The following is a 21,416-nucleotide window of genomic DNA, read 5'->3' as shown; positions in this document are numbered from 1 at the left end:
TTCGCCGGGCGCCAACGCCTCGTCCGCTTGCTCGTCGAGCGGGTCATCGTGCTGGGGGAGGACGTCACCATCGAGCATGCCGTCCCCCTCTCCGGCCGTTTTTGTCGTTTGCGTCCTGATGATCGACATCCTCGCGTTCCAGAGCCTCTCCTTCGAGGTGGGCTCCCAGCAGGCCATCCACCAGGACACCGCCTACGTGGTGACGGCCTCGCCCCTGGAGTTCGCGGGCGTGTGGATCGCCCTGGAGGACATCCAGGAGGGCTCCGGCGAGCTGAGCTACTACGAGGGGAGCCACCGGCTGCCCGAGTACGATTTCGGCGCGGGCACCAAGCACTGGGACGTGGGCCGGGACGGCCATGAGATCCACGACCGCTTCCTGCGCTACCTCCACGAGGAGTCGAAGGCGCGCGGCCTGCCGCTGCGGCGCTTCCGGCCGAAGAAGGGCGACGCGCTCATCTGGCACGCCGACCTCGCCCACGGTGGCTCGCCCCTGACGCACCTGGATCCCGCGGTGACCCGCCGCAGCCTGGTGACCCACCTGTGCCCGGTGGACGTGGATCCGCACTACTACTCGTGGGCCCCCGAGCGTCGCACCAAGGTCAAGTACCGCGAGGGCTGCTACTACAGCAGCGTGCACTACGCGCTGCAGCCGGAGACCGTCGTCTCGCCCCAGCCCGTGGCCGCCGCCGCCCAGGCCGCCGAGCCGCTGGTCGATGCCGACTGGCTCCAGGCGCTCGAGCCGCACGTTCCGGTCCCGCTCAAGCACATCATCAAGCGAATCGTCTGAGTCCGCTGGAATCGGTGTCCCCGGGCAGGCAGGAGAGCGGGCCCTCGTCGGGTCCCGCTCCGGGCCATGGCTCCGGCGAGCCCCACACCGCCACCCGGGGGGGATGGCAACGGTGCGGACCTTGTTGGCGCCCCACGTTTGCAGGTAGATGTCCGCCCCCCAGCACTGCCTGCAGGAGACGCTACCGGTGGCCCTTGAAGCATTCGCGGACGAGTTGCTCGTTTCGGAGACGCGCTACGGCACGATGCGCCACTTCCGGAACGACGACCCGGTTGGCGTCTCCCTGGAGATGTATGGCGAGTGGGCGCAGCACGAGCTCGACCTGTTCGCCCGGCTGCTCAACCGCGGCGACCACGTGCTGGACATCGGCGCGAACGTGGGGACGCATGCGCTCGGGTTCGCCGCCCTGGTGGGTCCGGGGGGCCGGGTGGTCTCCTTCGAGCCGCAGCCGGTCATCTTCGAGCTGCTGCGGAGCAACGTGCACGCCAATGGCCTCACGCACGTGACCTGCGAGCAGGTCGCGCTCGCCGAGCGCGCCGGCAGCGCGATGCTGTCCGTGCCCGACTACCACCAGCGTCACAACTCGGGGCTCGCCGCGCTCCAGGCCGGCGGCACGACGATCGAGATCCAGACCCGGACGCTCGACGATTACGGCTTCGAGCGCTGTGCGCTCATGAAGCTGGATGTCGAGGGGTGGGAGCGCGCGGTCCTCCGGGGCGGAAAGCAGACGCTCGCCCGGTGCCGGCCCCTCGTGTACGCCGAGTGCAACTCCATCGAGAAGGCCTGGGAGCTGGTGACCGAGGTCGCCGGGGAGTACGAGGCCTGGCTCCACGCGCCGCCCGCCTTCAACCCGGGCAACGTCCGGCACCGGGCGGACAACCGCTTCGGCGCGGCCCACGAGACGAACCTCCTGCTGGTGGCCCGCGAGCGCGCGGCGCAGCTGCGTCCCCTGCTCCAGGAGCTCCCGTTCCTCACCCCGGTGCCGGACCTGGACGCGCTCTCGCGCGCCTTCCTGCGCACCACGCGGTATGGCGAGACGGTCGAGACGGCCGAGCGCGCCCAGATTCTCAGCCGCGAGGTGGCGGAGCTGGAGCGACAGGTCACCGCGGCGCGCCAGTCCGGCGAGGCGTCCGGGCGGCCCGTGCTCAAGCGCAAGGTGCACGTCATCATCCCCGTGTACAACGGGCACGATGATCTGCGGCAGCTGGTGCACTCGCTCTTCACCACCTACCCGGCGCCTGGCGAGCTGCTCCACTTCATCTTCATCAACGACGCCTCGCCGGACCCGCGCGTCGCCGCGTTCCTGCGCGAGCCGCTGCTCGAGCGCGCGGACGTCACGCGGCTGACGAACGAGCGGAACCTGGGCTTCATCGGGACGGTGAACCGCGGCCTCGACACGTGCGCCTACGGGCCCAACGGCACCGACGTCATCATCCTCAACAGCGACACCCAGGTGCACGGCAACGTCTTCGCCATCCTGCAGGATGTGGCGGACCGCTCGCCCAACGTGGCCTCGGTGACGCCGCTGACGAACAACGGCACCATCGCCAGCATCTGGAACTGGCCGGACGGCATCGACCTCTTCCCGGGCCTCCCGCCCGAGCTGGTGGCGCGCGCCATCGAGGAGGCCCGCATCGAGTCGGCCCCCGTGCCCGCCCCCTCCGGCGTCGGCTTCTGCATGTACATGACGAAGCAGGCGCTCGACGCGGTGGGCGGCCTGGATCCGATCTTCGGCAAGGGCTACGGCGAGGAGAACCACTGGTGCCAGAGCGCGGCCAAGAAGGGGTTCCTCAACCTCATCACCACCGAGGCCTTCGTCTACCACCACGGCTCGGTGTCCTTCGGCAACAGCGTCAAGCAGCAGCAGCTGCAGCACAACCTGGCCCTGCTCAACCGGCTCCACCCCTCGTACGACCGGGACGTGCAGGACTACCTCCAGCGTGACCCGCACCACGCCGAGCGGCTGCAGGCGATGTGGGCGGTGCGCCGCCAGAAGAAGGTCCGGGACGGACTGGCCACGGTGCTCTTCGTGCTGCACACGGACCCCGCGTACTTCGGGGGTGGCACCGAGCGGCACACCATGGCGCTCACCCAGGCCCTGCTCGAGTCGGGCCGGGCCGAGGTGCTCCACCTCTACCCCAACCCCGAGGGTCAGGCGGTCCTGGCGAGCTACGTGCCCGGGAGGAGGGGTGCCACACCCCAGCCGCTCTTCAAGGAGCGCTTCGAGAAGGACTCGGTCTTCTCGCTGCTCAAGGTGATGGCGCCGGAGATCGACACGCTGCACGTGCAGCACACGCTGGGCTGGCCGCACTGGATGCTGCAGGCGCCCGCGCTGGTGCCCCACGCCCACAAGCTCCTCACGCTGCACGACTACTACGCCGGCTGTCCCTCCATCCGCATGATGTCCAACGGGGCGTTCTGCGGGGTGCCGGAGAACCTGACGGCGTGCAACGACTGCCTCACCACGCAGCACGGCTTCCGCGAGATGACGATGGATGCGTGGCGCGGCGTCCAGGCCCGCTTCATCGCGCAGTTCGACCGCGTGCTGGTGCCCTCCGAGGCCGCCCGGCGCACGCTGCTGCGCGCGTTCGAGGTGGTGGCGGAGCCCTCCGGCGTGCCGCTCGCGCGCGGCCTGGAGCACCGCATCGAGGTGGCGCCCAACTTCCTGCTCTCCGAGCCCGGCCTGCCCCCGGCGCGGCCCACCTCCGAGTCCGGGGAGGCGCGCAAGCGCGTCGTCTACCTCGGGGCCTTCACCCCGGAGAAGGGCGGGCGGCTCTTCAGCGGAGCGGTGGAGGAGCTCACGCGCCGCGGCCATGCCGTGGAGATCTGGGGTGAGCTCGGCATGCCGCTTCCCGAGGGAGTGACGCACCGGCGCTACCGCGGCGCCGAGGAGCTGCGGGCGCTGGCCGCCCGGTTCCCGGCCGACGTCGTCACCATCGCCGCGGTGTGGCCCGAGACGTTCTCGTTCACCACCTTCGAGGCCGCGCTGGACCTGGGCGCGCCCGTGGTCGTCGGCCCGACGGGCAATCCCCCCGAGGTCGTGCGCAGGTTCGGAGTGGGCGAGGTGCTCGAGGCGCTCACCCCCTCGGCGCTCGTCGCCGCGGTGGAGGCGTGTCTGAAGCTGCGCCCGCACATGGCGCCCAGGTTCGAGGCACTCCGGGAGCACGCGCGCACCCTGACGGTCGGCGCGTACCTGGAGCGGGCCTACCCCACGCTGGCGGCCCGGGTGAAGGTCCCCGCACTGCCCGTGCGGCGGCTGCCCGAGCCGGCCCGGCGCCGCATCGTGCACATGATGGCGCCTCCTCCCCCGCCTCCGCCCGCCCCGCGCATCGAGGTACCACCGCTGCGCTACAAGCTGGCGGACGGGGCCAACGAGGCCATCAAGTCCCACCTGCCCGCGGTGCACGCCCTCAGCAAGTGGCTGATGAGAAGGGCCCGTGGTGGCGAGAACTGAGCATCGTGGCGCATGGCTCATCACCCTCGCGCTGCTGCTCGCGGCGGGCTGCGTGCTGCGCTTCCACGAGCTCGGCCACGACGGACTCTGGACCGACGAGCTCTTCACCTCGTCGATGGTGCGTCAGCACCCCCTGAAGTGGGGCCACTCGAGCTTCCGGAGGGTCAGCGTCTTCGAGGTCACCCCGGGGGATTCGTTCTGGACGGCCAAGGGCGGCGAGCAGAGCCCGCCCCTGTACGAGCTGCTCACCAAGGCCGTGGTGACGGTGCTGGGCTCGAGCGAGTTCTCGCTGCGCCTGGTGAGCGCGCTCGCCGGCTGCCTGTGGCTGATCTACCTCGCGCGCCGCGCCATGAAGGCCCGCGAGCCCTTCATGCGGCGCGCGTACCTGTGCACGCTGGTCATCAGCGCGGTGTCCGTCGCGCTCATCGAATACTCCCAGGAGTGCCGCGCCTACGGCCTGGGCGCCCTCTTCACCGGCATCCTCGCGGATCGCTGGCTCGAGCGCTGGCGCACCGGCTTCGCCCAGGCGGAGCTGCCTGGCTACGGGGAGCTCGGCCTCTTCATCCTGGGCTGCCACACGCACTACAACGCGACCGTCTTCTGCGCGCTGCTGCTCGGCAGCTACGGAGTGGCCGCCCTGCACACGAAGCGCTACCGCGCGCTCGCCCGGCTCGCCCTCGTGCCGCTCGCGTGTGTCCCCTGGCTGGTGCTGAACGCGCACACCATCCTCCTCACGTCGAAGGGGGGCGTGCGCTGGCGCGAGTTCGGTGTCCAGGAGGCGCTGCGCGGGGCGCTCCAGTGCGTGCTCGAGCTGCCAGGCACCTGGGTCCTGCTCCTGGGTGGGGCCGCCCTGCTGCTCGCGGCCGGCCGGCGCCTCTTCGGGCGAAGCACCGAGGGGGCCGGGGTGTGGCGGACCCTGTTGGCCCTCCTGGTGCTCTCGACCGTATACGCGAGCCTCATCGGGTTCGTGACGATGCGGGCTGGCATGCTGCACCCGCGCTACTACCTCTATCTGCTGCCGACGGTGTACCTGGGCACCGGGCTCCTGCTCGCGGCCGCCTTCTCGCGCGTGAGCATCGTGGCCATCCCCCTCGCACTCCTCGTCGCCAGCTCCGTCACGGACGTGCGGAGCTACTACGCCAAGGAGCGTAACGGGTACCGCGAGGTGACGCGCTGGCTGCGTACCCACGGCGACGCGTCCTCGGCCCTCCTCTACACCTGGGCACCGAACCTCTCCGTCTACCGGTACTACCTGGAGACCTTCTTCGGGCCGGACGCCGACGAGCGCGCCATCCCCATCTCGGGCGTGCAGGAAGGGCCGGAGGTGTGCGAGCGGCTCGGAGATGCGCCCCGGGTGCTCGTCATCGCCCACTACACGCACCGTCCGTTCGCCGCCGCGGCCCTCGAGGCCTGCGGCACCCGCTACCAGCACACCGGCGAGCTCGAGTACCGGGAGGTCGTCGGGCAGGTCTGGACCCGCCGCCCCCCTTCCGTGGCGCAGTAGCGCGACCGCTACTCGCGCTTCGCCTTGCGCCGGGCCACGGCCTTCACCAGCGGCTCCACCAGCCCGAAGCCGGGCAGCGAGGCCACCGCGAGCTGCTCCTCCAGCTCGCGCACGCGCTGCTCGGCCGCCCGGGCCCGCGCCTCCGCGTCCAGGGAGCGTGCGAAGAGCGTGGAGAGCGCCTGCTTCTGGTGCAGCGACACCTCCGGCGTGCCGTCGATGGCCGACAGGTACACCGCCTCCGTGCGCCGGGCCGTCTCCTTCCAGGTGAAGCGCTTCACCTGCTCGTGGCCCGCCTCCACCAGCCGCCGCCGCAGCCCGGCGTCCGTGGCCAGCTCCGACAGCCGCCGGGACATCTCCTCCGGGGAGAACTCGCGCAGGTACAGCCCCGCATCGCCCGCGACCTCGGGCACCGAGGTGAGGCTGGAGCAGAGCACCGGCGTCCCCGCCGCCATGGCCTCGAGCACCGGCAGGCCGAAGCCCTCGTAGGTGGTGGGGTAGACGTACGCGAGCGCCTCCTGGAAGAAGACCCGCACCTCGGACGCGGGCAGCAGCCCCAGGTACATCACCCCCTCCGGCCAGAGGGTCTCCCGGTAGAGCGCGCCCTTCACCTGCGAGCACGGCCCCATGAAGACGAGCGACGGCGGAGGTGTCTGGCCCCGCCACCGCGCCCGGAACATCTGGTAGCCCTCCACCAGCAGCCGCAGGTTCTTGTGCGTGTGATCGCTGCCGGCGTACAGGAAGAAGGGCCCGGAGATGCCGCGCGACTCCAGCACCCGGCGGTTGCCCCGCTCGTCGCGTGCCCGGAAGGTCTCCGCGTCCACCCCGTGGTAGACGACGTGGACGCGCTCCGGGGGGAGGTGGAACTCGGAGAGGATCTCCTGGCGGTTGTGCTCCGAGATGGCGATCACCGCCTGCGCCGCGTGCAGCAGGGCGAACGAGAGCGCCCGGTAGTTCCGGTAGATGTCGTAGTGGGGATGCGCCGTGGCGGCCCGGTAGGCGATCAGATCCTGGTAGGTGATGACCGAGTGCGCCGGAGCCTCCAGCAGGAAGCGCATCTCCTCGGGCTGGAACACCTGCGCCGGCCGGTGCAGCACCTGCGTGCCGGGCCGCAGCTTCTCCCCCTCCACCAGGGGGATGCCCAGGGACTGGAAGAGCTCGCGCTGCTCCTCCGTGCGCACGCTCGCCGACAGCTCCAGCTGCGTGTGCGCCGAGAGCGCCTTGACCAGCTCGGCCGCGTAGATGCCCGTGCCGTTCACCCGGACGCCGAGGATGTGGCGCCCGTCGATGCACACGGACACCCTGCCCAGCCGGCGCTTCACGTAGTGCGCGGCCACCTGGGCCTCCAGCGTGCCACTGAAGTCGCCCACCTGCCGGGTGTAGTGCGGGTAGCGCCCGAGCAGGATGCGGGCATTGCGCCGCTCCAGCTCGTTGCGCTCCTCACCGAAGGACACCGAGCCCAGGTGATAGACGAGCGCCCGATTCGCGCGGACCACCCTCATCCCGCTGCGCTGCACGCGCAGGCACCAGTCGTTCTCCTCGTTGTACCCGCGGCCGTACACCGGATCGAGCCCGCCCAGCATGTTCAGGACCACGTCCTTGAGCAGCAGGCAGAAGCCCACGCCCGTGGGCAGCTCGCTGAACCGGGGCCGCAGCTCCTCCAACCGCAGCTCCGTGCCCTGCAACACCTCCATCTTCGTCTCGCCGAAGAAGGCGGGCACCGAGCAGATGGTGGCGTTGTTCGACAGCGGCACCACCGCGGCGATGCGATCGCTGCTGTAGGCCACCTCCAGCAGCTCCGTCAGCCAGCCCCCGGTCACCAGGGTGTCGCTGTTGAGCAGCACCACGTCCCGGGTGCGCACCGACATGCCCCGGTTGGCCGAGCCGACGAAGCCCTGGTTCCGCTCGTTCTCCAGCAACACCACCTGGGAATGGCGCTCGCGCAGCTCGCGCAGCATGGGCGCCATCTCCGGGTCCGGAGAGCAGTCGTTGACGAGGATGAGCGTGCCGAGCGCCTCCCCCGTGTGGCGCAGCACCGACTCGATGCACGAGCGGGTGAGCGCGACGTCCGCGTAGATGGGGATGACGACATCCGCCTGGCGCACGCCCGGCCCCGCGGGCTTCACGAGTCGCCTCCGCCCTTCACCAGCCGGATGAGCCGCCGGGTGCCCACGTGCAGCGGGCCCAGCCTGCGTTTGAGCTGCAGGTTGAGCTGATCCACCAGCACGTAGCGCAGCGGCAGCGACTCCGGCTCTGCGGGAGCGGCGGGAGGAGGCTCGCCCTGCTGCGCGCGCAACAGCCGCAGGGTGTTCACCTCCTCGCGCGCCCGCGCCAGGTCCTCCAGTGCCCGATCCCTCGCCTCGCGCAGCTCCCGCACTTCCCGCTGCAACGCCTGGCACCGGGCACACGCCTTCTCCGCCTCGCCCCCCGCCTGCTGCGCCTCATCTCCGAGTTGCTGTGCCACGGCTCCGCTCCTGAATGATTGAACTTCGGGCGACGCGGGTCTTACTCCAGCGAGCCCCCGGCCCGCCGGGTGCTCCTGCCCACCTGGCACCACTCCGGGAGAATCCCCTCGACGTTCGGATGGAAGAAGGGGTCTCCCGCCACGAGCAGCTCCGCCGCGCGCGTGCGCAGCCGGGCCCTGTCCTGCTCCGGGAGCGGCGCGGCACCACCGCCCTCGTGCCGCACCATCCGCGCATGGGGCGTGCCGAGAATGTGTCTTCCCGTCCCGTGCACCCGGAGGCAGAAGTCGGCATCGGCCCCGCCCTCGGAGAAGCCCTCGTCGAAGCCGCCCTGCGCCTCGAAGAGCTCGCGGCGCACCATGAGGCACGCGCCAGGCACGGCCAGCAGGTTGCGTGGCCAATGGGTGCCTCCGAAGGCGGTGAGCGCGGGGTCCGGCAGGCCGCCAAAGGCCGGGGCCACGTGCCCGCTCGCGTCGAGGAAGAGGCCCGCGCACGCCAGGTGGGCGTCGTTGCGCAGCACGGTGCCGCCCACGACGCCCACGTCCGGACGGAGCGCCTGCGAGGCCAGCTCCTCGAGCCAACCGGGCCCGGCCGGCTCCAGCCCCGGCTCCAGGAAGAGCAGCAGCGCGCCGGTGGCCTCCCGCGCCGCGCGGTTGCACCGGGCCGCCCAGCCGTTCGCCCCTTGCGGCGAGCAGAGCCGAAGCCGCGGCTCCGTGGCCGCCCATGCCTCCAGGGCCCGGGCGCTGTCCGGCTCGCACACGGCGATCAGCTCCCAGTCCGGCCAGTCGATGCGCGCCAGCAGCGTGCGCAGCCCGGCCTCGGACGGCTCACCGGGCCCGGCGAGGAGCACCGAGAGCCGGGGCGTGTCCGGCACCGGGTAGCGGACGCGATAGATGCCCGGAGAGGGGGTCTCCACCGTTCCCGCTACCCCAAGCCGGCGCAGGTGCTCCTCCACGGCCCGGCGTCCGGCCTCGGAGGCCGCGGGCTTGGCGCTCGCGTCGTGCGAGGTGGAGCCGGGGTGCGTGCGCCAGTGGTACAGCACCCGGGGGATGCGGGCGAAGCGCGGCGTGCGCTCGAGCAGGCGCAGCACCAGGTCGTGGTCCTGCGCGCCCTCGAAGCCCGGACGGATGCCTCCCACCTCGCGCAGCAGCGTCGCGCGCACCACCAGGAAGTGGCACACGTAGTTGAGCGCCCGCAGCAGCTCCGGTGACGGCCCGGGCTTGAGGTAGGGCGCGTACCGCCGGCCCTGCGCGTCCAGCTTGTCCTCGTCCGAGTAGAGGACGTCCGTGTCCGGGTGCGCCTCCAGGTGGAGCGCCACCTCGGCGAGCGCGTGCGGCGCCAGCATGTCGTCGTGGTCGAGGAAGCCGATGAGCTCGCCGCTCGCCAGGGCGAGGGCCGCGTTGGTGGTCCGCGCGATGCCCCCGTTGTCCGGCATGCGCTGGAACACGATGCGCGAGTCCCTCCGCGCGTACTCGCGCACCGTCCGCTCGACGTCACGGCAGGGCGAGCCGTCGTCCACGATGCACAGCTGCCAGTCCCGGTAGGACTGGGCCAGCACGGACTCGATGCACGCGCGCAGCATGGGCACGGGCGTCTTGTACGCGGGCGTCACCAGGCTGATGGTCGGACGCCGCTCGAGCCCGGCGAGTGCCGCGTTCGCGGCCGCCATCTCCCCGGGCTCGCGCGCGCGCCACCAGGCCTCGTAGACCTCGGGGGCGGGCATCACCAGCATCGGCCGCGCGCTCCCCATCCACCGGCGCACCGCCTGGACGAAGCCGTGGTTGAAGGCCACCTGACGGCGCATCAACTCCTGCCACAGCGGATGCAGCAGCCTGTCCTGGGGCCCAGCGAGGAACTCCCCGACCACATCCGCCCGGCCCGCCAGGGCCTCGCACCGCGCGAGCAGCGGCTCCGTCCCCATCGGCCACGCCTCACCGGCCTCGAGCAGCAGCTCGATGGCGGCGCGGTTCCAATCGCGTTGACGCTCGATGACCTGTCTGCCGGAGAGACGGAGCGCGGCGACGGGAGCGGACGCGGGCCCGAGCGCCGGGCGGGTGGCCTGCTCCGCGAGCTCGCGCAGCCGGGTGCGCACGGGAAGCTCGCGCAGACGGGGGAGTCCCTCCAGCCCCTCCACGAGCGCCGCGTTGAAGCGCCCCTGAGCGGCCAACAGCTCGCGCTGCAACGGCGCCAGGCCGCCGAGCACCCACTGCTTGGCCGTGGTGACGAGCCGCCCCCGGACGCCGTGACGATGCGAGGCAGGCACCCCCGGGAGACCCACGTCCGCCAGCACGCGCAAGGGCGCAAGCCAGGACATTTCACCAGGGGATTGGGACATGGGCGGCTCAGTTACAGCGGCCCCCCTACCCCGTCAACTCGCGCTGGTGCACCGCGGCATGGCCCGCGCCACGTGGAAGCGCGGCGTGCGCCTGGCCGCTCCGCTGTCCTCCAGGAGTCAGGGCACATTGCCCCACATCCCATCGCGTATGGATTTTTCTGCATGATTTTCCAGGTCACCGGCTCCATGTCCGTGAGGGCAGTCCGTCCGGAAACCTTTCGCGAGGCTCCGGGCTGGACCTGCGGAGGGGGCACGGCACTGGCTGGTCAGATCGGGTCCGGGGGGGCCCCGGTCTGGCCAGTCGGTCCGTGTTTATGGCGTGGCCGCCACGGGCACGACGTCGAGCGCCTGGCAGTAGAAGCTCAGCTCGTCGGCGTCCTGTTCGATGAGCGCCGACAGCGTGGTGCCACCGCCGTGTCCCGAGTCCCGGAGCGGCAGCAGGAAATAGGGTCCGCCCCGCGTGCCTTCCGCCTGGAGCCTGGCGACCATCTTGAGGGGATCGTGCGGCGGCGCGGTCCGGTCGTTCAACGCCGGCACGAAGGCCATCGGCCGTACTCGCCACCGCCTCGCACGTTGGCGAAGGCGAGCACGCCGCCCAGCTTCAGCCAGGCGGCCTGGAGCGCGGTGAAGCGCGGCTCCACCGAGATGTTGAAGCCACCGTAGCCGCTCAGACGCACGGGCTGGCGCCCGTCGCGAGGCAGGTCCTTCCGGTGGATGATGAACATCGACACCCGCGTCCCATCGAGCGACTCGTACCAGACCTGGTCCGTCACGTACTCGGAGGCATCGAGCCCGACGTCGGGGACGTGGTACGGCACCAGGCGGTCCGCCGCGTAGTCATACCGATAGACCGAGGGTGCCTGCACGTAGGACATGAAGCTCACCCACACCGCGTCGCCTCGCCAGGGGCCGCTGATGCCGCTGACGATGCCTTCCCCCTCGTTGCGATTCACGGAGCCGAGGGCGGGCAGCACGAGGTCGCGGAGGAAGGTGCCGTCCCCGGCGTGGATGCGCACGCGATGGGACGCCGCATGCGAGGAGACGGCGTAGAGCCGGCCACCGACGCCAGCGACCGTCTGCAGCGTGTCCGGGCCTTCGGGGATGAGCGTCCGCCACTCCGTGGGCGCCGTCAGTGACGCGACGCAGAGCCGGCCACGCGGCGCATCGAGGTCGGTGTGGATGAGCAGCGAGTCGCCGATCACCTGCACCTGATTGAGGGACCGAAGAGCGGGAGCCACCGGCAGGAGCACGTCATCGGCGAGGCGCAGGAGGTACACGGCGTTGGCGTGCACGTAGTCCCACTTGGAGAGCACGGCGAAGCGGCGGCACTCGCTGACCTTGACGGAGCACCAGTACTCCTTCACCTGGTCGTCGCCGAAGACGCGGCGGGCCGGCGGGCCCGACCCGAGCCGGTGCTCGTAGATGGCGTTCCAGTGCGCCTCGTCGCCCGCGGGCACCTCGCCCGGCTCGGGACACGCCGCATAGAAGAAGCCGGACGCATCGGGCCGCCAGGCCAGGGACGCGTGGCTCGTCCCGCGGGGCCGGTCGGGAAGCAGCCGCCCCGTCTCGACGTCGAGCACGTGGATCACCGCGTCATGGGTGCTGCCCACGGCCTTGCCGAACGCGACCAGCGCCCCATCGGGGGACGGTACGGCGAACACCAGGGCCTCGTTGCTCGCCCACGTGTTGGGGTCGAGCACCGTCTCGAGCGGCGCGCCCTCGTGGCGCCGGAGCATGAGCTTGAGCTTGTCGTCGCTGGCGTCGGCCCGCCAGAGGAACTCGCGTCCGTGCGGCCCGGCGGGAATCGGCGGGGAGAGCCGTGCATACCGCGCGGAGCGAGCCACCAAATCCCTCAACGCATCACGTCCCGGCACCGCGCGCAGCACGCTGTGCGTGACGGCTTCCTGCGCGGAGATCCACGCCTGGGTCTCCGGGGCCTCGAGCCGCTCCATCCAGGCGTAGGGGTCGTCGAACCGCCTGCCATGCAGGGTGTAGCCGCTCTCCGGATCGCGTCGCGCCGTGGGAAACGCCAGGGGCCGGTCCAGGTTCCGCATCCGGAGATCCTCCACCGGCGCGCTGGAGAAGCCCAGCCCGTTCAGCGCTGCCCGCGGTACATCACGGAGGGCCGTAGTGCTGGACGCGCGAGTTCAGCTCCACCGCGGTGGCGTAGATCTGCGCCCAGGCCCGGAACTTGAGGCGGCTGCCCAGGCCCTTCTGGTCATTGGCGTAGTGGAAGAGGTCCTCGCGGAAGAGGGCATCGGCGGCCTTGCGCGCCTCGGGCCCGAGCGGCGTGCCCTTCTTCGCGTAGTAGCGCAGCAGGTCGTAGCCGTAGTCGTGCGTCTTGGCCGCGGGATCGAACTCCTTGTCCGGGCCGATCTTCCCCGGGGCGGAGGCATCGCCGAACGGATCCTGCATGCGCTGGCCGTGCTTCGTCTGGATGGCGTAGGGCTTGTAGCCCATGACCTGCTCGAAGTCGGCGGGAGGCGGGCGGGCACCGGTGAGGTACTCGCGCATCAGCGTGCCGTGGTTGCCCGCGGGCGCGGCGCCCACCTTCGCCGTGCGCTGCAGCGCGCTCGCCGCGCCGGTGAACGTGTCCTGGGGGGCGGGACGCGCCTGGGGGGCCACGGCGGAGGACGGCGCCTCGGCGGACGTCTCCGGAGTGGAGTTGACCGGGCGGCGAGGCGACACTGGGGAATTGCGGACGAGCATGGGAACCTTCGGGGAACGCTTCCTCTCGGATTATCGGAGTTCGACGTCCGGAAGTTGCGGACCCGTGATTGACGCGCCGCGTGGTGCGAGGAGACCTCGGTGGGAACGGACCTGTATCGCGACGGGATGGCCCGGCTGGAAGCGGGAGACGTGGAGGAGGGGCGCCGGCTGCTGGAGGAGGCGCTGCACGAGGCCCCCGGGGACGTGAAGGTGATGCACGGGCTGGCGCTCGCGTTGGACCTGGCGGGAGAGCGCTCCCGGGCGGTGGAGCTGCTGGAGTTCGCGCATGCCCGCGCCCCCTCCGAGCCGGGACCGGCCTGCGACCTGGCCATGTCCCTGCTGGAGCGGGGCGAGGACGCACGGGCGGCGCAGGTGCTGGCGCCCGTGCTGGACGCGCACGCCGAGCACCCCCGCGCGAACCTCTACCAGGCCATGGCCCTGGCGAAGACGGACCCGGCCCGCGCGCGCGCCCACGTGGCGAAGGTGCCACGGGACGCGGACCCGGAGCTGCGCCGGGAGGCGGAGGCGTTGGATCGCGTGCTGGCGGAGAACGCGCCGTCTCCCTGACTGGAGGAACTCATCGAGCGCAAGCGCTCGGACCCACGAGACGGCATCCTCGCCGGACTGATTCAAGCGGAAGCGGATGGCGAGAATGATGCGCGGGGTCCGCTTCAGGGCCCCCCGGCGCGGCCCTGGAGCGTCTCACACGCCTCCTGCTTGCCCAGGTCGCACGCGCGCGAGAAGAAGCTCAACACCACCGAGAGGTCCGCCGGGGGACCATTGCGGACCCCTTTGTACAGGGAGGCCACCCCCGCGCAGCCATCCGCGTTGCCCAGCTCGCAGGCACGGCACCTCATGAGCGGAACACCCCATCGGACGCCCACCCAGCACTCGAGGCCCCAGGCTTGATTCACGAAGGACTCCGAGAGCCGGCCTCCCGTCAGAGCGGATCGAACGAGACGGAGAGCCCGAACGGCACGTGCTGGGCGTCTCCCTTGTACCGGACGCGGGGAACGCTCAAGTCCGTGGCGGACTCATCGATGATGTCCGACAGGTCGAAGTTGACGGAGATGCGGAAGTCGCCCGCCACGTAGTGATGGGGCGCCGGCGTGGTGCCACCGCCGACCGGGGTGCCCGTGCCGGTGAGGTCCACCGACACCGGGCCCGAGAACGGGATGAACAGCAGGTTGGAGTAGAACCGGCGCTGGGTGCCGTTGTTCACCAGGCTGAGCACGAGGCTCTCCTGGTCCGGCGTGAGCGGGATGCTCGTGTGGTCGATGACGAGCCGCGGCGGCGAGGTGGTGGCCTCCTGCCGGGTGTTGACGACGACGGACCGCGGAAACCAGTCCGAGCGGACGAAGAAGACATTCACGTCCTGGATGTTCGAGGGCTGTCCGGGGAACTCGGGCGCGCAGAAGTGGTCGTCCAGCGAGGCCAGCGCGGGATACTTGTGCAACGGGTGCACCGGCGAGCCGTTCCCGTCCGCGTTCATGCCGTAGTAGGTGTTGTTGGAGATGACACCCGTCCGGTAGAGGTAGACCTCGAAGAGGTCGATGTCGAAGCTGCCGACCTGATCGACGAAGTCCTGCTCGGGCGGCGTGGAGTAGCCGTTGTCGAGCGCGCTGATGTCGATCTGCTGGCCCGGCTGGAGCACGTTGTCGCGCGCGGCGTCGTGTCCGCTCTGCAGCACCACCCAGTAGCTCCAATCCCGCGTGCCGTTGCCCCCGAAGTGCTGGCCGGTCTGCGGAATGGTCACTCCGGGCCGGTAGTCATAGGCCACCAGCTCCAATTCCCCGAAATAGAGGCCCTGGATGGAGGTGAGCGCCTGTTGCAGCGTTCCCGCCTGCGCGCTCTGACGTTTCTCCACGAACCGGGTGGGGAGCTTCAGCTCCGGTGACCGGGCCGACTGGAGCAGGTCGCAGCCCACTCCCCCTCCCAGCAAGAGCCCACCCACGCACACCATGCGCATCCAATCACGTCGTTTCATCATGACATCCCCGGCACGAAGCAATGGTCCGGCCCGAGGCAAATCCCGGGCCACGCCGGGAACGACGCCCGGCCACGAGAGCCTCCCCCTGGAGGGGCCGCCATGTCCAACGGGCGCTCCCTCGGAAGCCGCCTACGGGAAACGGAGAGACACGGGACGGGGTAAGGGGACGCGGGCCCGTGTTGCAGCCCCAGGTCCCCGGGCTCAGTACCATGTGAAGTTGCCGCTGTGCCCGGGGAGCGTGCGCTGGAAGCTCGTCTCGGGGACGGGAACGATGACGTGCCTCCCGTTCGGGAGCGCGCCGAAGCCGGCCTCGTTGGCCGCCGCCGTGGCTGCCCAGTTCGCGGGGGTGAGCACGGTGGGCGCGTTGTAATGACCGAACAACGCCGTGCGCGCGGCGGTGGCGATGGCCGGGTTGTCGATGAGGGCGGCGATCTCCCCGTCATAGACCATGCTGCGGTACGTCCAGTTGGCGGAACCGACGATCAGGATCCTGTCGTCGATGAGGATCAGCTTCGAGTGGACATAGATGGCGTTGGGAGCGCCGCCGCTCTTCACGACGGGCGCATAGATACGGAAGTCCGTGTCCATGTCGATGATGTCCACGAGCTTGACGGCCTGATCTGCCTGGCCTCCGCCGCTGAACACCAGGGCATCGTTCTCGAGCCACCTGTTGGAGAAAGTGGAGGAGACGCTCCGGGACAGGTTGCCCGCGTTCGGGTCCTCGCGGACGGTGCACCGCGGGCGGCTGGCGCGCAGGAGGCTCCGGGGCAGGGGCATCCCGGGGACGCGCAGGGTGAGGGAGCGGAAGTTCGTCGAGGCGAGCTTCAGCCAGGTGTGCCGCATGAGGTAGCGGTAGGGGTAGTCATCCCCGGTGAGCTCATGCGGCACGACGATGATCACCTCGAGGGCAGGCACGGCCGCCATCCGGGTTCTCAAGGCGGTGATGATGGCGGGGTCGCAGACGGCGTAGTTCTCCAGGTAGACGTAGTTGTTGGCGGCGCCGATCGCGGCCACCACCTGGTCCCGGATGTCATTGACGCGAGTGGAGGTCTCCGTATTGGTCGTGGCAATGGTCACACTCACGGGAGCGCCGCCGACCGCCGCATGGGCCGCCTGCGCGGTCGTGTTGGCGGTCAGGGCCATGCCCGATTTGTTCCAGCGCCGGACCCACTCGGCCTCGACGGCCGTCGTGGCGGGGCCGCTCAGCTCGACGGCCGTGTCGTGCCAGAAGTTCTGGGCGAGCGGGTGGTGGGCATCATTGGAGTAGTAGTGGTTCTCGAGGTTGATGCCGCCGAGGAGGACGGTGCGCTGCCCGGCGATCGACGCGATGAAGAGCTTCTGGTGGGTCGCGGTCCCCGCCCACCCGTTGTAGCTCTCGAGGTAGACACGGATGCGGCCACTCATCGTGTCGTGCAGCAGGCGGTGGACTTCCGTGTTCTGCGTGTGGACGGCACGTGCCATGGCGTTGACCGCGCGATCCGACTGGCTCGGCTGCCAGAGGATCAGCTCCACCTTGTGGCCAGCCAACGCGACCGCCCGCAGCTCGGCGATCAGACGGGTGCGGTCTCCAGGCCCGCCGACCTCACACTCACTGTCGGCGGACCACGAGGCCATGCGGATATAGGTCCCCGCGTTGGGGGCGCTCTGGCGGACAGCGGTCAGCAAGGCCTTCATCCGGGTGAAGAAACGCTCTCCATCCAGGACGAGGCCGGCGGCATTCTGCGTCGTTGTTACCGGAGGCATGACCCCTCGCTCTCGGAGTGAACGCACCGTCTTATCAGACGGAGCCGTTCAGTTCGTGGACACGAGGAGTCACGGGGTGACTGGCTACGCCGAGCATCTGGCCCCGGAAAGACGAAGGGCGCGGACCCGAGGATTTCTCCAAGGATTCCGCGCCCTTCTGATGGTCGGGGAGACAGGATTTGAACGCCGGGGGTGGGCCTCCTCGCCCGTGGCTGCCTGGCCGCTTCATCACCGCTTTACTTGCCACCCACGGTGGTGCCCTCAAGAGGAGGAAGGAGAGAAACGCCTCAGCCTGCTGATAACGGCATCCATGCGCCGTGCGGCCTCGTCGCGCTGCTGCTCGGCATCCGCGAGCGCGGCAAGCTGCTCGTCCAAATCAAGGTGCTCGCGTTCGTCCTCGCGCTTCACATATCGCTCGACGGTCAGGTTCCAGTTGAGCCTGGCTATCTCATCGAGGTGAACCGCACGCACCTGGCGCTCGTCACCTCCAAAGCCCTGGAACGCCTTCACGATGGTGCCGATGTCCTCTTGTGACAGTGCGCGCCGTCTGCCCTTCTTCACGCCGGCATCGGAAGCATCGATGAACAAGACGCGCTTGCGCCGGCCGGCGGGCTTGCCCTTCCTCAGGACCAGCACGACGGGTGCGATGGAGACGTCGTAGAGCAGGTTTCCAGGCAGACCGATGATGGCTTCGAACCGATCCTCTTCCAGCAGCTTGCGGCGGATGTCCTCTTCGACGCCACTGCGGAAGAGCACTCCGCGCGGCAGGAGGAGCGCCGCCCTTCCCCCTTCCGCGAGGCCAGCGAGGCAGTGCTGCACGAATGCGTAATTCGCGTTGTGCGCGGGCGGTACCGGATTGAACCGGCCAAAGGCATCCTCCCCGGCCCGCTCGGCGCCCCAGTTGTCAAGATTCCACGGCGGATCCGCCAGAATCCCGTCGTACTCGTTCAGTCGTCCCTGCTCCGTCATCAGGGGTGACCAGAGTGCGTTGCCAAGCTCGATGCGCGCATCGACGATGCCGTGCAACAGGAGGTTCATCCGGCACAGGGCCCACAACTCCGCGTTCTTCTCCTGTCCGTGCAGCACGAGCGAGGCCGCCGCGTGGGGCAAGCTCATCGCGGACCGGGACGCGACCTGGCGCGCACACTCCACGAGGAATCCACCCACGCCGCAGACCGGGTCATAGAGGCGCATGCCAGCCCGCAGTTCCAGGAGTTCCGCCAGGAGGCGGGCCACGGATGGCGGCGTGTAGAATTCGCCCTCCTTGCGCCCGCCCGTCTCTGCCAGCCGGAGGAGGAAGCCGTCAGAGACCTCGCCCAGCCTCCCATCCGATAACAGCGCTCCACTCAGACGAGGAAGCTCCGAGAGCGTCTGAATCAGGTTCGCCAACAGCGGGTCGCCCAACCTGATGGAACTGAAATCCGCCTGCGTCAGGAGTCCCCTGAGCAATGGATTCGCCGATTCCAATACTGCGCAGGCATCGTTGACGTGCTCGCCCAGCCCAGAAGAGGCGTGACTTCGCAGCGAGGACCAGCGGGCCAAGGTGGACACCACGAACCGAGGCACGCCGGAGGCGGGAGGCCCGTCCGTCACGTCGCTCAGGAACTTCAGCACCAACAGGCGGAAGACGTAGCCCGCCGCCGAGTCGCGCGTAACCGCCCCATTCGAATGGAGGACATCCGTGGCCTTCCACAACAACCCCACCCACTCAGTCATTGCCGGGTTCATGTGGCAGTTCCTCCCTTCCGGTTGGCAACAGGATTTCCGAGACCATTCCATCCACCAACGCGCGCCGCAGGTCCGCGGCCCGGAGCGCGGCCTGATGGTGCGCCTGCTCCGCCTCGATGAGTTCCGCGAGATCTCGTTGCAACTCCCGAGGCGGCAGGGGAACGGGCAGGTCCTCCAGATCCTTGACGGTGAGCTGGACGAGTCCCGATGAGGACCGGGCGCGAAGCTTCAATCGACCCTGCCACGCGGCGCTCCGGAACAAGGCCAGGAGCACTGCGGGCATGAGCTTCTCCCCAGGCCGTACCACGATGAGATTGGAGCTGACGAGGAGCGAGGCCGCGCTCTCCGGAACGCGCGCCACCTTCTGGAGGGTGCCCCGACAAGAGACGAGCAGATCATCCACCTGGATGCGAAACCGCTCCAGCGACCCCGGGCGCAGCCCTACCGCGACCAACTCCTCGCGAGGAGCGACTCGGCCCGCCTCGATGTCTCCCACGCTGAGCACCGGCTCGTGGATGGCCTTCTCACCTTCCTTCGCCTGATGCCGGGACACCGGCAGCCCGACGAAGAGCGTCTCCACCACGGAGCGCAGTGGCAGGACCGGCCACCGTGTTTCAGAGCGGCTCATGGCGCCTCCCGTGGCCGCCACATGTGCGCGCGGCCCTCATCGAACGTCCACCTCGAACGCCGTCGAGCCCCTGGCATGAACCTCGTTGAAGGTGTGCGCATCCGGCAGGATGCGGCTCAACTCCGGTTCGAACCAGCCGATAGTCTCTCCCAGCACCGCATACCTCTGGGGGAGGTCCGGCCAGCGCCAGATGGGCTCGTGGTGGAAGACCCGGTTGCGAAGCTTGCGAACCTGATGCATGCGCTCCGCCACGCGCTGGCGCGTCCGCCCCCGCCGGGGCATGTGGGGGAAGACGGGCTTCAGCAGCGAGGGCCAGATGACCTGCTCGTAGGAGCGGCTCAGCAGGCTGGTCCAGAAACCAAAGCTGAGCTCGGCCACCAGACGGCCGGGCTCCAGCGGCATGCCGCGATTTCCCAACTCCGTCTTCGCGGCCGCGATCACCCCCTGCTCGCGTGACGACAACCACGCAGGGGTGAGGTCGTACCAGGTAGGTGTTCCCTTGAATGCAGTGAGCGCCTCGTGGAGGCTGTTGCGAAAGGCCACCTCCAGATAGCCCAGCGGCCCGTACAGCGACATGCACAGCGCCACGTTCCACCGGTAGCGCCCGATAAGGACGCGGGGCGTGTCGCTCGGGCTCAAGCGATAGGCCTCCAGGCGAGGGGGCGACAAGACCCTCGTCAGGGCCACGGCGGAAATGGGTTGCACACCCGGAGGGTTCGACATAGGTTCGATGCACCGTCCCCGGGTCGTCCTCTCCCAATGCGCATGCGCTGGTGATGACCCCGGGGTTTTTTGTTTCCGACATTCGTCGCCCCTGGACCTCAGGAAGGCTGGAAGCTCAGCCGCTCCGATCCGTTGGCATGTGCCAAGCTCCGCCACCGCGCCCCCGTTTGGGGTCACCCGGCGAGTGCCTAATCCGCGACGAACAACAACACGGACCACAGTAGGGACTTGGGCGCCCTCCGTCAATGCCTAATGCGCGGAGAACACGCCCGTCCGGTGTGGCAACGTGCGCAAGGGTACGACCAAGCTGGCGCACTCGGACCCGGCCATCACCACGGAGGTGTACGGTCACCTTGACGTGGAGGACCTGCGCAAGGGCCTCGATCAACTCGACTTCACGGCGCCCGAGCCAACCTGGCCGGAGGAAAGCCGCGGGGAGTCATGCGCCAGTTCCATCCCCGATATATGCTGGGGTTGTCGGGGGGGGGGATTGTGGGTTCAGGTTGGCAGGTGCAGTGGGTTCGATTCCCATGGCAGTCGTAGGCGTCTTGATGGCCCTTCTTTTGAATGCAAAGTGGAAGTTCACCGCACTCATGAAGAAGTCTCAGAACGAGGAGAAGGGCATGAAAGAGAAGCGTTGTTTGAAGGTGGGCTTGGAGCGCGCAGTTCCCCGTAGCAACTGGGCCATCACCGTCTTCACTGCGTCCTGGTTCGTCCACCTGGCAACCTGAGCCCGCAATCCGACCGCATCTCCCACCGTGGGGCACACGGCGCTCTCGCCCTCCCGGTCATTGCACCAGGAGCGCTCGTCGAATCCGAGCGTCCCCGTGTCCGCCGAGAACAGGCTCCCTCCGCTTGCCGCTCGTTCGCCGCTGGCCTCTGGCCCCGGAAAGACGAAGGGCGCGGACCCGAGGATTTCTCCTAGGATTCCGCGCCCTTCTGATGGTCGGGGAGACAGGATTTGAACCTGTGGACACGGGGTGCCCCAAACCCGCGACGGCGCACGCCTTTCGCTCAATCGTGAGTGAATCCAGGCACTTCGAGTCCACGGGGCAGTCCTCACCAGTCCCACCTGTCGCCCGGAGTCCCCTCCAGTCTTGGAGACATTTTGGAGACGGGGACAGTGGCACATGAGGCCCCTGGAACGTTTGTGGGAGCCCTTCTGTAGCGCGCCATCCTGACATGTGTGGGTGGGGAAATGGGACGCGAACGAGAGTTTCTGCGGAGGCTGCGTATTCCGGCGATGTGGAACACTCGTTCCGGACGAAGTGGAACGCCTGTTCCGGAGCAAGCGGAACAGTCGGAGCGTCAGCGACGCTGGCCGGGGTTCACTTCGCCCCCTTCTTGGACCGGGTC

17 protein-coding genes are annotated in these 21,416 nt (G+C 69.5%); 5 read left to right on the top strand and 12 right to left on the bottom strand.

Annotated features, from left to right (window positions below):
* Window positions 1–118 precede the first annotated feature (118 nt).
* The 3 genes from AC16DP_RS35785 to AC16DP_RS35775 all read left to right on the top strand — a co-directional run bounded on the left by AC16DP_RS35785 (window position 119) and on the right by AC16DP_RS35775 (window position 5,745).
* On the top strand, window positions 119–787 hold the full coding sequence (locus tag AC16DP_RS35785; protein WP_329735262.1) for a phytanoyl-CoA dioxygenase family protein: 669 nt from the start codon (window positions 119–121) through the stop codon (window positions 785–787).
* Between the two features lie 187 nt (window positions 788–974).
* Window positions 975–4,241, top strand: a complete 3,267-nt coding sequence (locus AC16DP_RS35780; RefSeq protein ID WP_329735261.1) for an FkbM family methyltransferase — start codon at window positions 975–977, stop codon at window positions 4,239–4,241.
* Entirely contained in the window at window positions 4,228–5,745 is a 1,518-nt protein-coding gene (locus AC16DP_RS35775; protein ID WP_329735260.1) for a hypothetical protein, read from the top strand. The genes AC16DP_RS35780 and AC16DP_RS35775 overlap by 14 nt, the downstream gene beginning before the upstream one ends.
* Before the next feature lie 8 nt (window positions 5,746–5,753).
* Here AC16DP_RS35775 and AC16DP_RS35770 read toward each other — a convergent pair whose 3' ends face one another.
* The 6 genes from AC16DP_RS35770 to AC16DP_RS35745 all read right to left on the bottom strand — a co-directional run bounded on the left by AC16DP_RS35770 (window position 5,754) and on the right by AC16DP_RS35745 (window position 13,248).
* On the bottom strand, window positions 5,754–7,868 hold the full coding sequence (locus AC16DP_RS35770; protein WP_329735259.1) for a glycosyltransferase: 2,115 nt from the start codon (window positions 7,866–7,868) through the stop codon (window positions 5,754–5,756).
* Window positions 7,865–8,206 (bottom strand): hypothetical protein, encoded by a 342-nt coding sequence (locus AC16DP_RS35765; protein ID WP_329735258.1) that lies wholly within the window; start codon window positions 8,204–8,206, stop codon window positions 7,865–7,867. The genes AC16DP_RS35770 and AC16DP_RS35765 overlap by 4 nt, the downstream gene beginning before the upstream one ends.
* A 41-nt stretch (window positions 8,207–8,247) precedes the next feature.
* On the bottom strand, window positions 8,248–10,518 hold the full coding sequence (locus AC16DP_RS35760) for a glycosyltransferase family 2 protein (protein WP_329735257.1): 2,271 nt from the start codon (window positions 10,516–10,518) through the stop codon (window positions 8,248–8,250).
* Window positions 10,519–10,851: 333 nt separating this feature from the next.
* Window positions 10,852–11,085, bottom strand: coding sequence for a prolyl oligopeptidase family serine peptidase (locus AC16DP_RS35755; RefSeq protein WP_329735256.1), 234 nt, complete (start codon window positions 11,083–11,085; stop codon window positions 10,852–10,854).
* A complete protein-coding gene (locus AC16DP_RS35750) occupies window positions 11,064–12,593 on the bottom strand; it encodes a prolyl oligopeptidase family protein (RefSeq protein ID WP_329735255.1) in 1,530 nt (509 codons plus the stop codon). The genes AC16DP_RS35755 and AC16DP_RS35750 overlap by 22 nt, the downstream gene beginning before the upstream one ends.
* Window positions 12,594–12,654: 61 nt before the next feature.
* Window positions 12,655–13,248 (bottom strand): hypothetical protein, encoded by a 594-nt coding sequence (locus AC16DP_RS35745; protein ID WP_329735254.1) that lies wholly within the window; start codon window positions 13,246–13,248, stop codon window positions 12,655–12,657.
* A gap of 99 nt (window positions 13,249–13,347) precedes the next feature.
* On the opposite strand from AC16DP_RS35745, the gene AC16DP_RS35740 reads away from it, so the two are divergent.
* Window positions 13,348–13,815 carry a tetratricopeptide repeat protein gene (locus AC16DP_RS35740; RefSeq protein ID WP_329735253.1) on the top strand — a complete coding sequence of 156 codons (468 nt, stop codon included), beginning with the start codon at window positions 13,348–13,350 and terminating at the stop codon, window positions 13,813–13,815.
* Between the two features lie 104 nt (window positions 13,816–13,919).
* On the opposite strand, the gene AC16DP_RS35735 is transcribed toward AC16DP_RS35740, so the two are convergent.
* The 6 genes from AC16DP_RS35735 to AC16DP_RS35710 form a co-directional block, all read right to left on the bottom strand.
* The gene (locus tag AC16DP_RS35735; RefSeq protein ID WP_329735252.1) at window positions 13,920–14,105 is read right to left on the bottom strand and encodes an SEL1-like repeat protein; all 186 of its coding nucleotides are present in this window, start codon (window positions 14,103–14,105) and stop codon (window positions 13,920–13,922) included.
* A gap of 83 nt (window positions 14,106–14,188) precedes the next feature.
* Complete coding sequence (locus AC16DP_RS35730) at window positions 14,189–15,238, bottom strand: hypothetical protein (RefSeq protein ID WP_329735251.1); 1,050 nt, start codon at window positions 15,236–15,238, stop codon at window positions 14,189–14,191.
* Window positions 15,239–15,439: 201 nt separating this feature from the next.
* On the bottom strand, window positions 15,440–16,981 hold the full coding sequence (locus AC16DP_RS35725; RefSeq protein WP_329735250.1) for a phospholipase D-like domain-containing protein: 1,542 nt from the start codon (window positions 16,979–16,981) through the stop codon (window positions 15,440–15,442).
* A gap of 261 nt (window positions 16,982–17,242) precedes the next feature.
* Window positions 17,243–18,709, bottom strand: a complete 1,467-nt coding sequence (locus AC16DP_RS35720; RefSeq protein ID WP_329735249.1) for a class I SAM-dependent DNA methyltransferase — start codon at window positions 18,707–18,709, stop codon at window positions 17,243–17,245.
* Window positions 18,690–19,337 (bottom strand): restriction endonuclease subunit S, encoded by a 648-nt coding sequence (locus tag AC16DP_RS35715; protein ID WP_329735248.1) that lies wholly within the window; start codon window positions 19,335–19,337, stop codon window positions 18,690–18,692. The genes AC16DP_RS35720 and AC16DP_RS35715 overlap by 20 nt, the downstream gene beginning before the upstream one ends.
* Before the next feature lie 36 nt (window positions 19,338–19,373).
* On the bottom strand, window positions 19,374–19,976 hold the full coding sequence (locus tag AC16DP_RS35710) for a hypothetical protein (RefSeq protein WP_329735247.1): 603 nt from the start codon (window positions 19,974–19,976) through the stop codon (window positions 19,374–19,376).
* A gap of 677 nt (window positions 19,977–20,653) precedes the next feature.
* Here AC16DP_RS35710 and AC16DP_RS35705 point away from each other — a divergent pair.
* Window positions 20,654–20,791, top strand: a complete 138-nt coding sequence (locus AC16DP_RS35705) for a hypothetical protein (RefSeq protein WP_329735246.1) — start codon at window positions 20,654–20,656, stop codon at window positions 20,789–20,791.
* Window positions 20,792–21,416: the final 625 nt, after the last annotated feature.

The organism is Archangium sp. (assembly GCF_057119385.1).
Note: the sequence above shows the minus strand (reverse complement) of the source record. Positions and strands in the feature narration are given on the sequence as shown.

Bases quoted from the DNA above. Each gene is read 5' to 3' on its own strand.
- AC16DP_RS35705 (WP_329735246.1), top strand. From the start codon at position 20,654: ATGAAGAAGTCTCAGAACGAGGAGAAGGGCATGAAAGAGAAGCGTTGT.
- AC16DP_RS35755 (WP_329735256.1), bottom strand. From the start codon at position 11,085: ATGGCCTTCGTGCCGGCGTTGAACGACCGGACCGCGCCGCCGCACGAT.
- AC16DP_RS35725 (WP_329735250.1), bottom strand. From the start codon at position 16,981: ATGCCTCCGGTAACAACGACGCAGAATGCCGCCGGCCTCGTCCTGGAT.
- AC16DP_RS35720 (WP_329735249.1), bottom strand. From the start codon at position 18,709: ATGAACCCGGCAATGACTGAGTGGGTGGGGTTGTTGTGGAAGGCCACG.
- AC16DP_RS35735 (WP_329735252.1), bottom strand. From the start codon at position 14,105: ATGAGGTGCCGTGCCTGCGAGCTGGGCAACGCGGATGGCTGCGCGGGG.
- AC16DP_RS35785 (WP_329735262.1), top strand. From the start codon at position 119: ATGATCGACATCCTCGCGTTCCAGAGCCTCTCCTTCGAGGTGGGCTCC.
- AC16DP_RS35760 (WP_329735257.1), bottom strand. From the start codon at position 10,518: ATGTCCTGGCTTGCGCCCTTGCGCGTGCTGGCGGACGTGGGTCTCCCG.
- AC16DP_RS35730 (WP_329735251.1), bottom strand. From the start codon at position 15,238: ATGATGAAACGACGTGATTGGATGCGCATGGTGTGCGTGGGTGGGCTC.
- AC16DP_RS35715 (WP_329735248.1), bottom strand. From the start codon at position 19,337: ATGAGCCGCTCTGAAACACGGTGGCCGGTCCTGCCACTGCGCTCCGTG.
- AC16DP_RS35745 (WP_329735254.1), bottom strand. From the start codon at position 13,248: ATGCTCGTCCGCAATTCCCCAGTGTCGCCTCGCCGCCCGGTCAACTCC.
- AC16DP_RS35750 (WP_329735255.1), bottom strand. From the start codon at position 12,593: ATGCGGAACCTGGACCGGCCCCTGGCGTTTCCCACGGCGCGACGCGAT.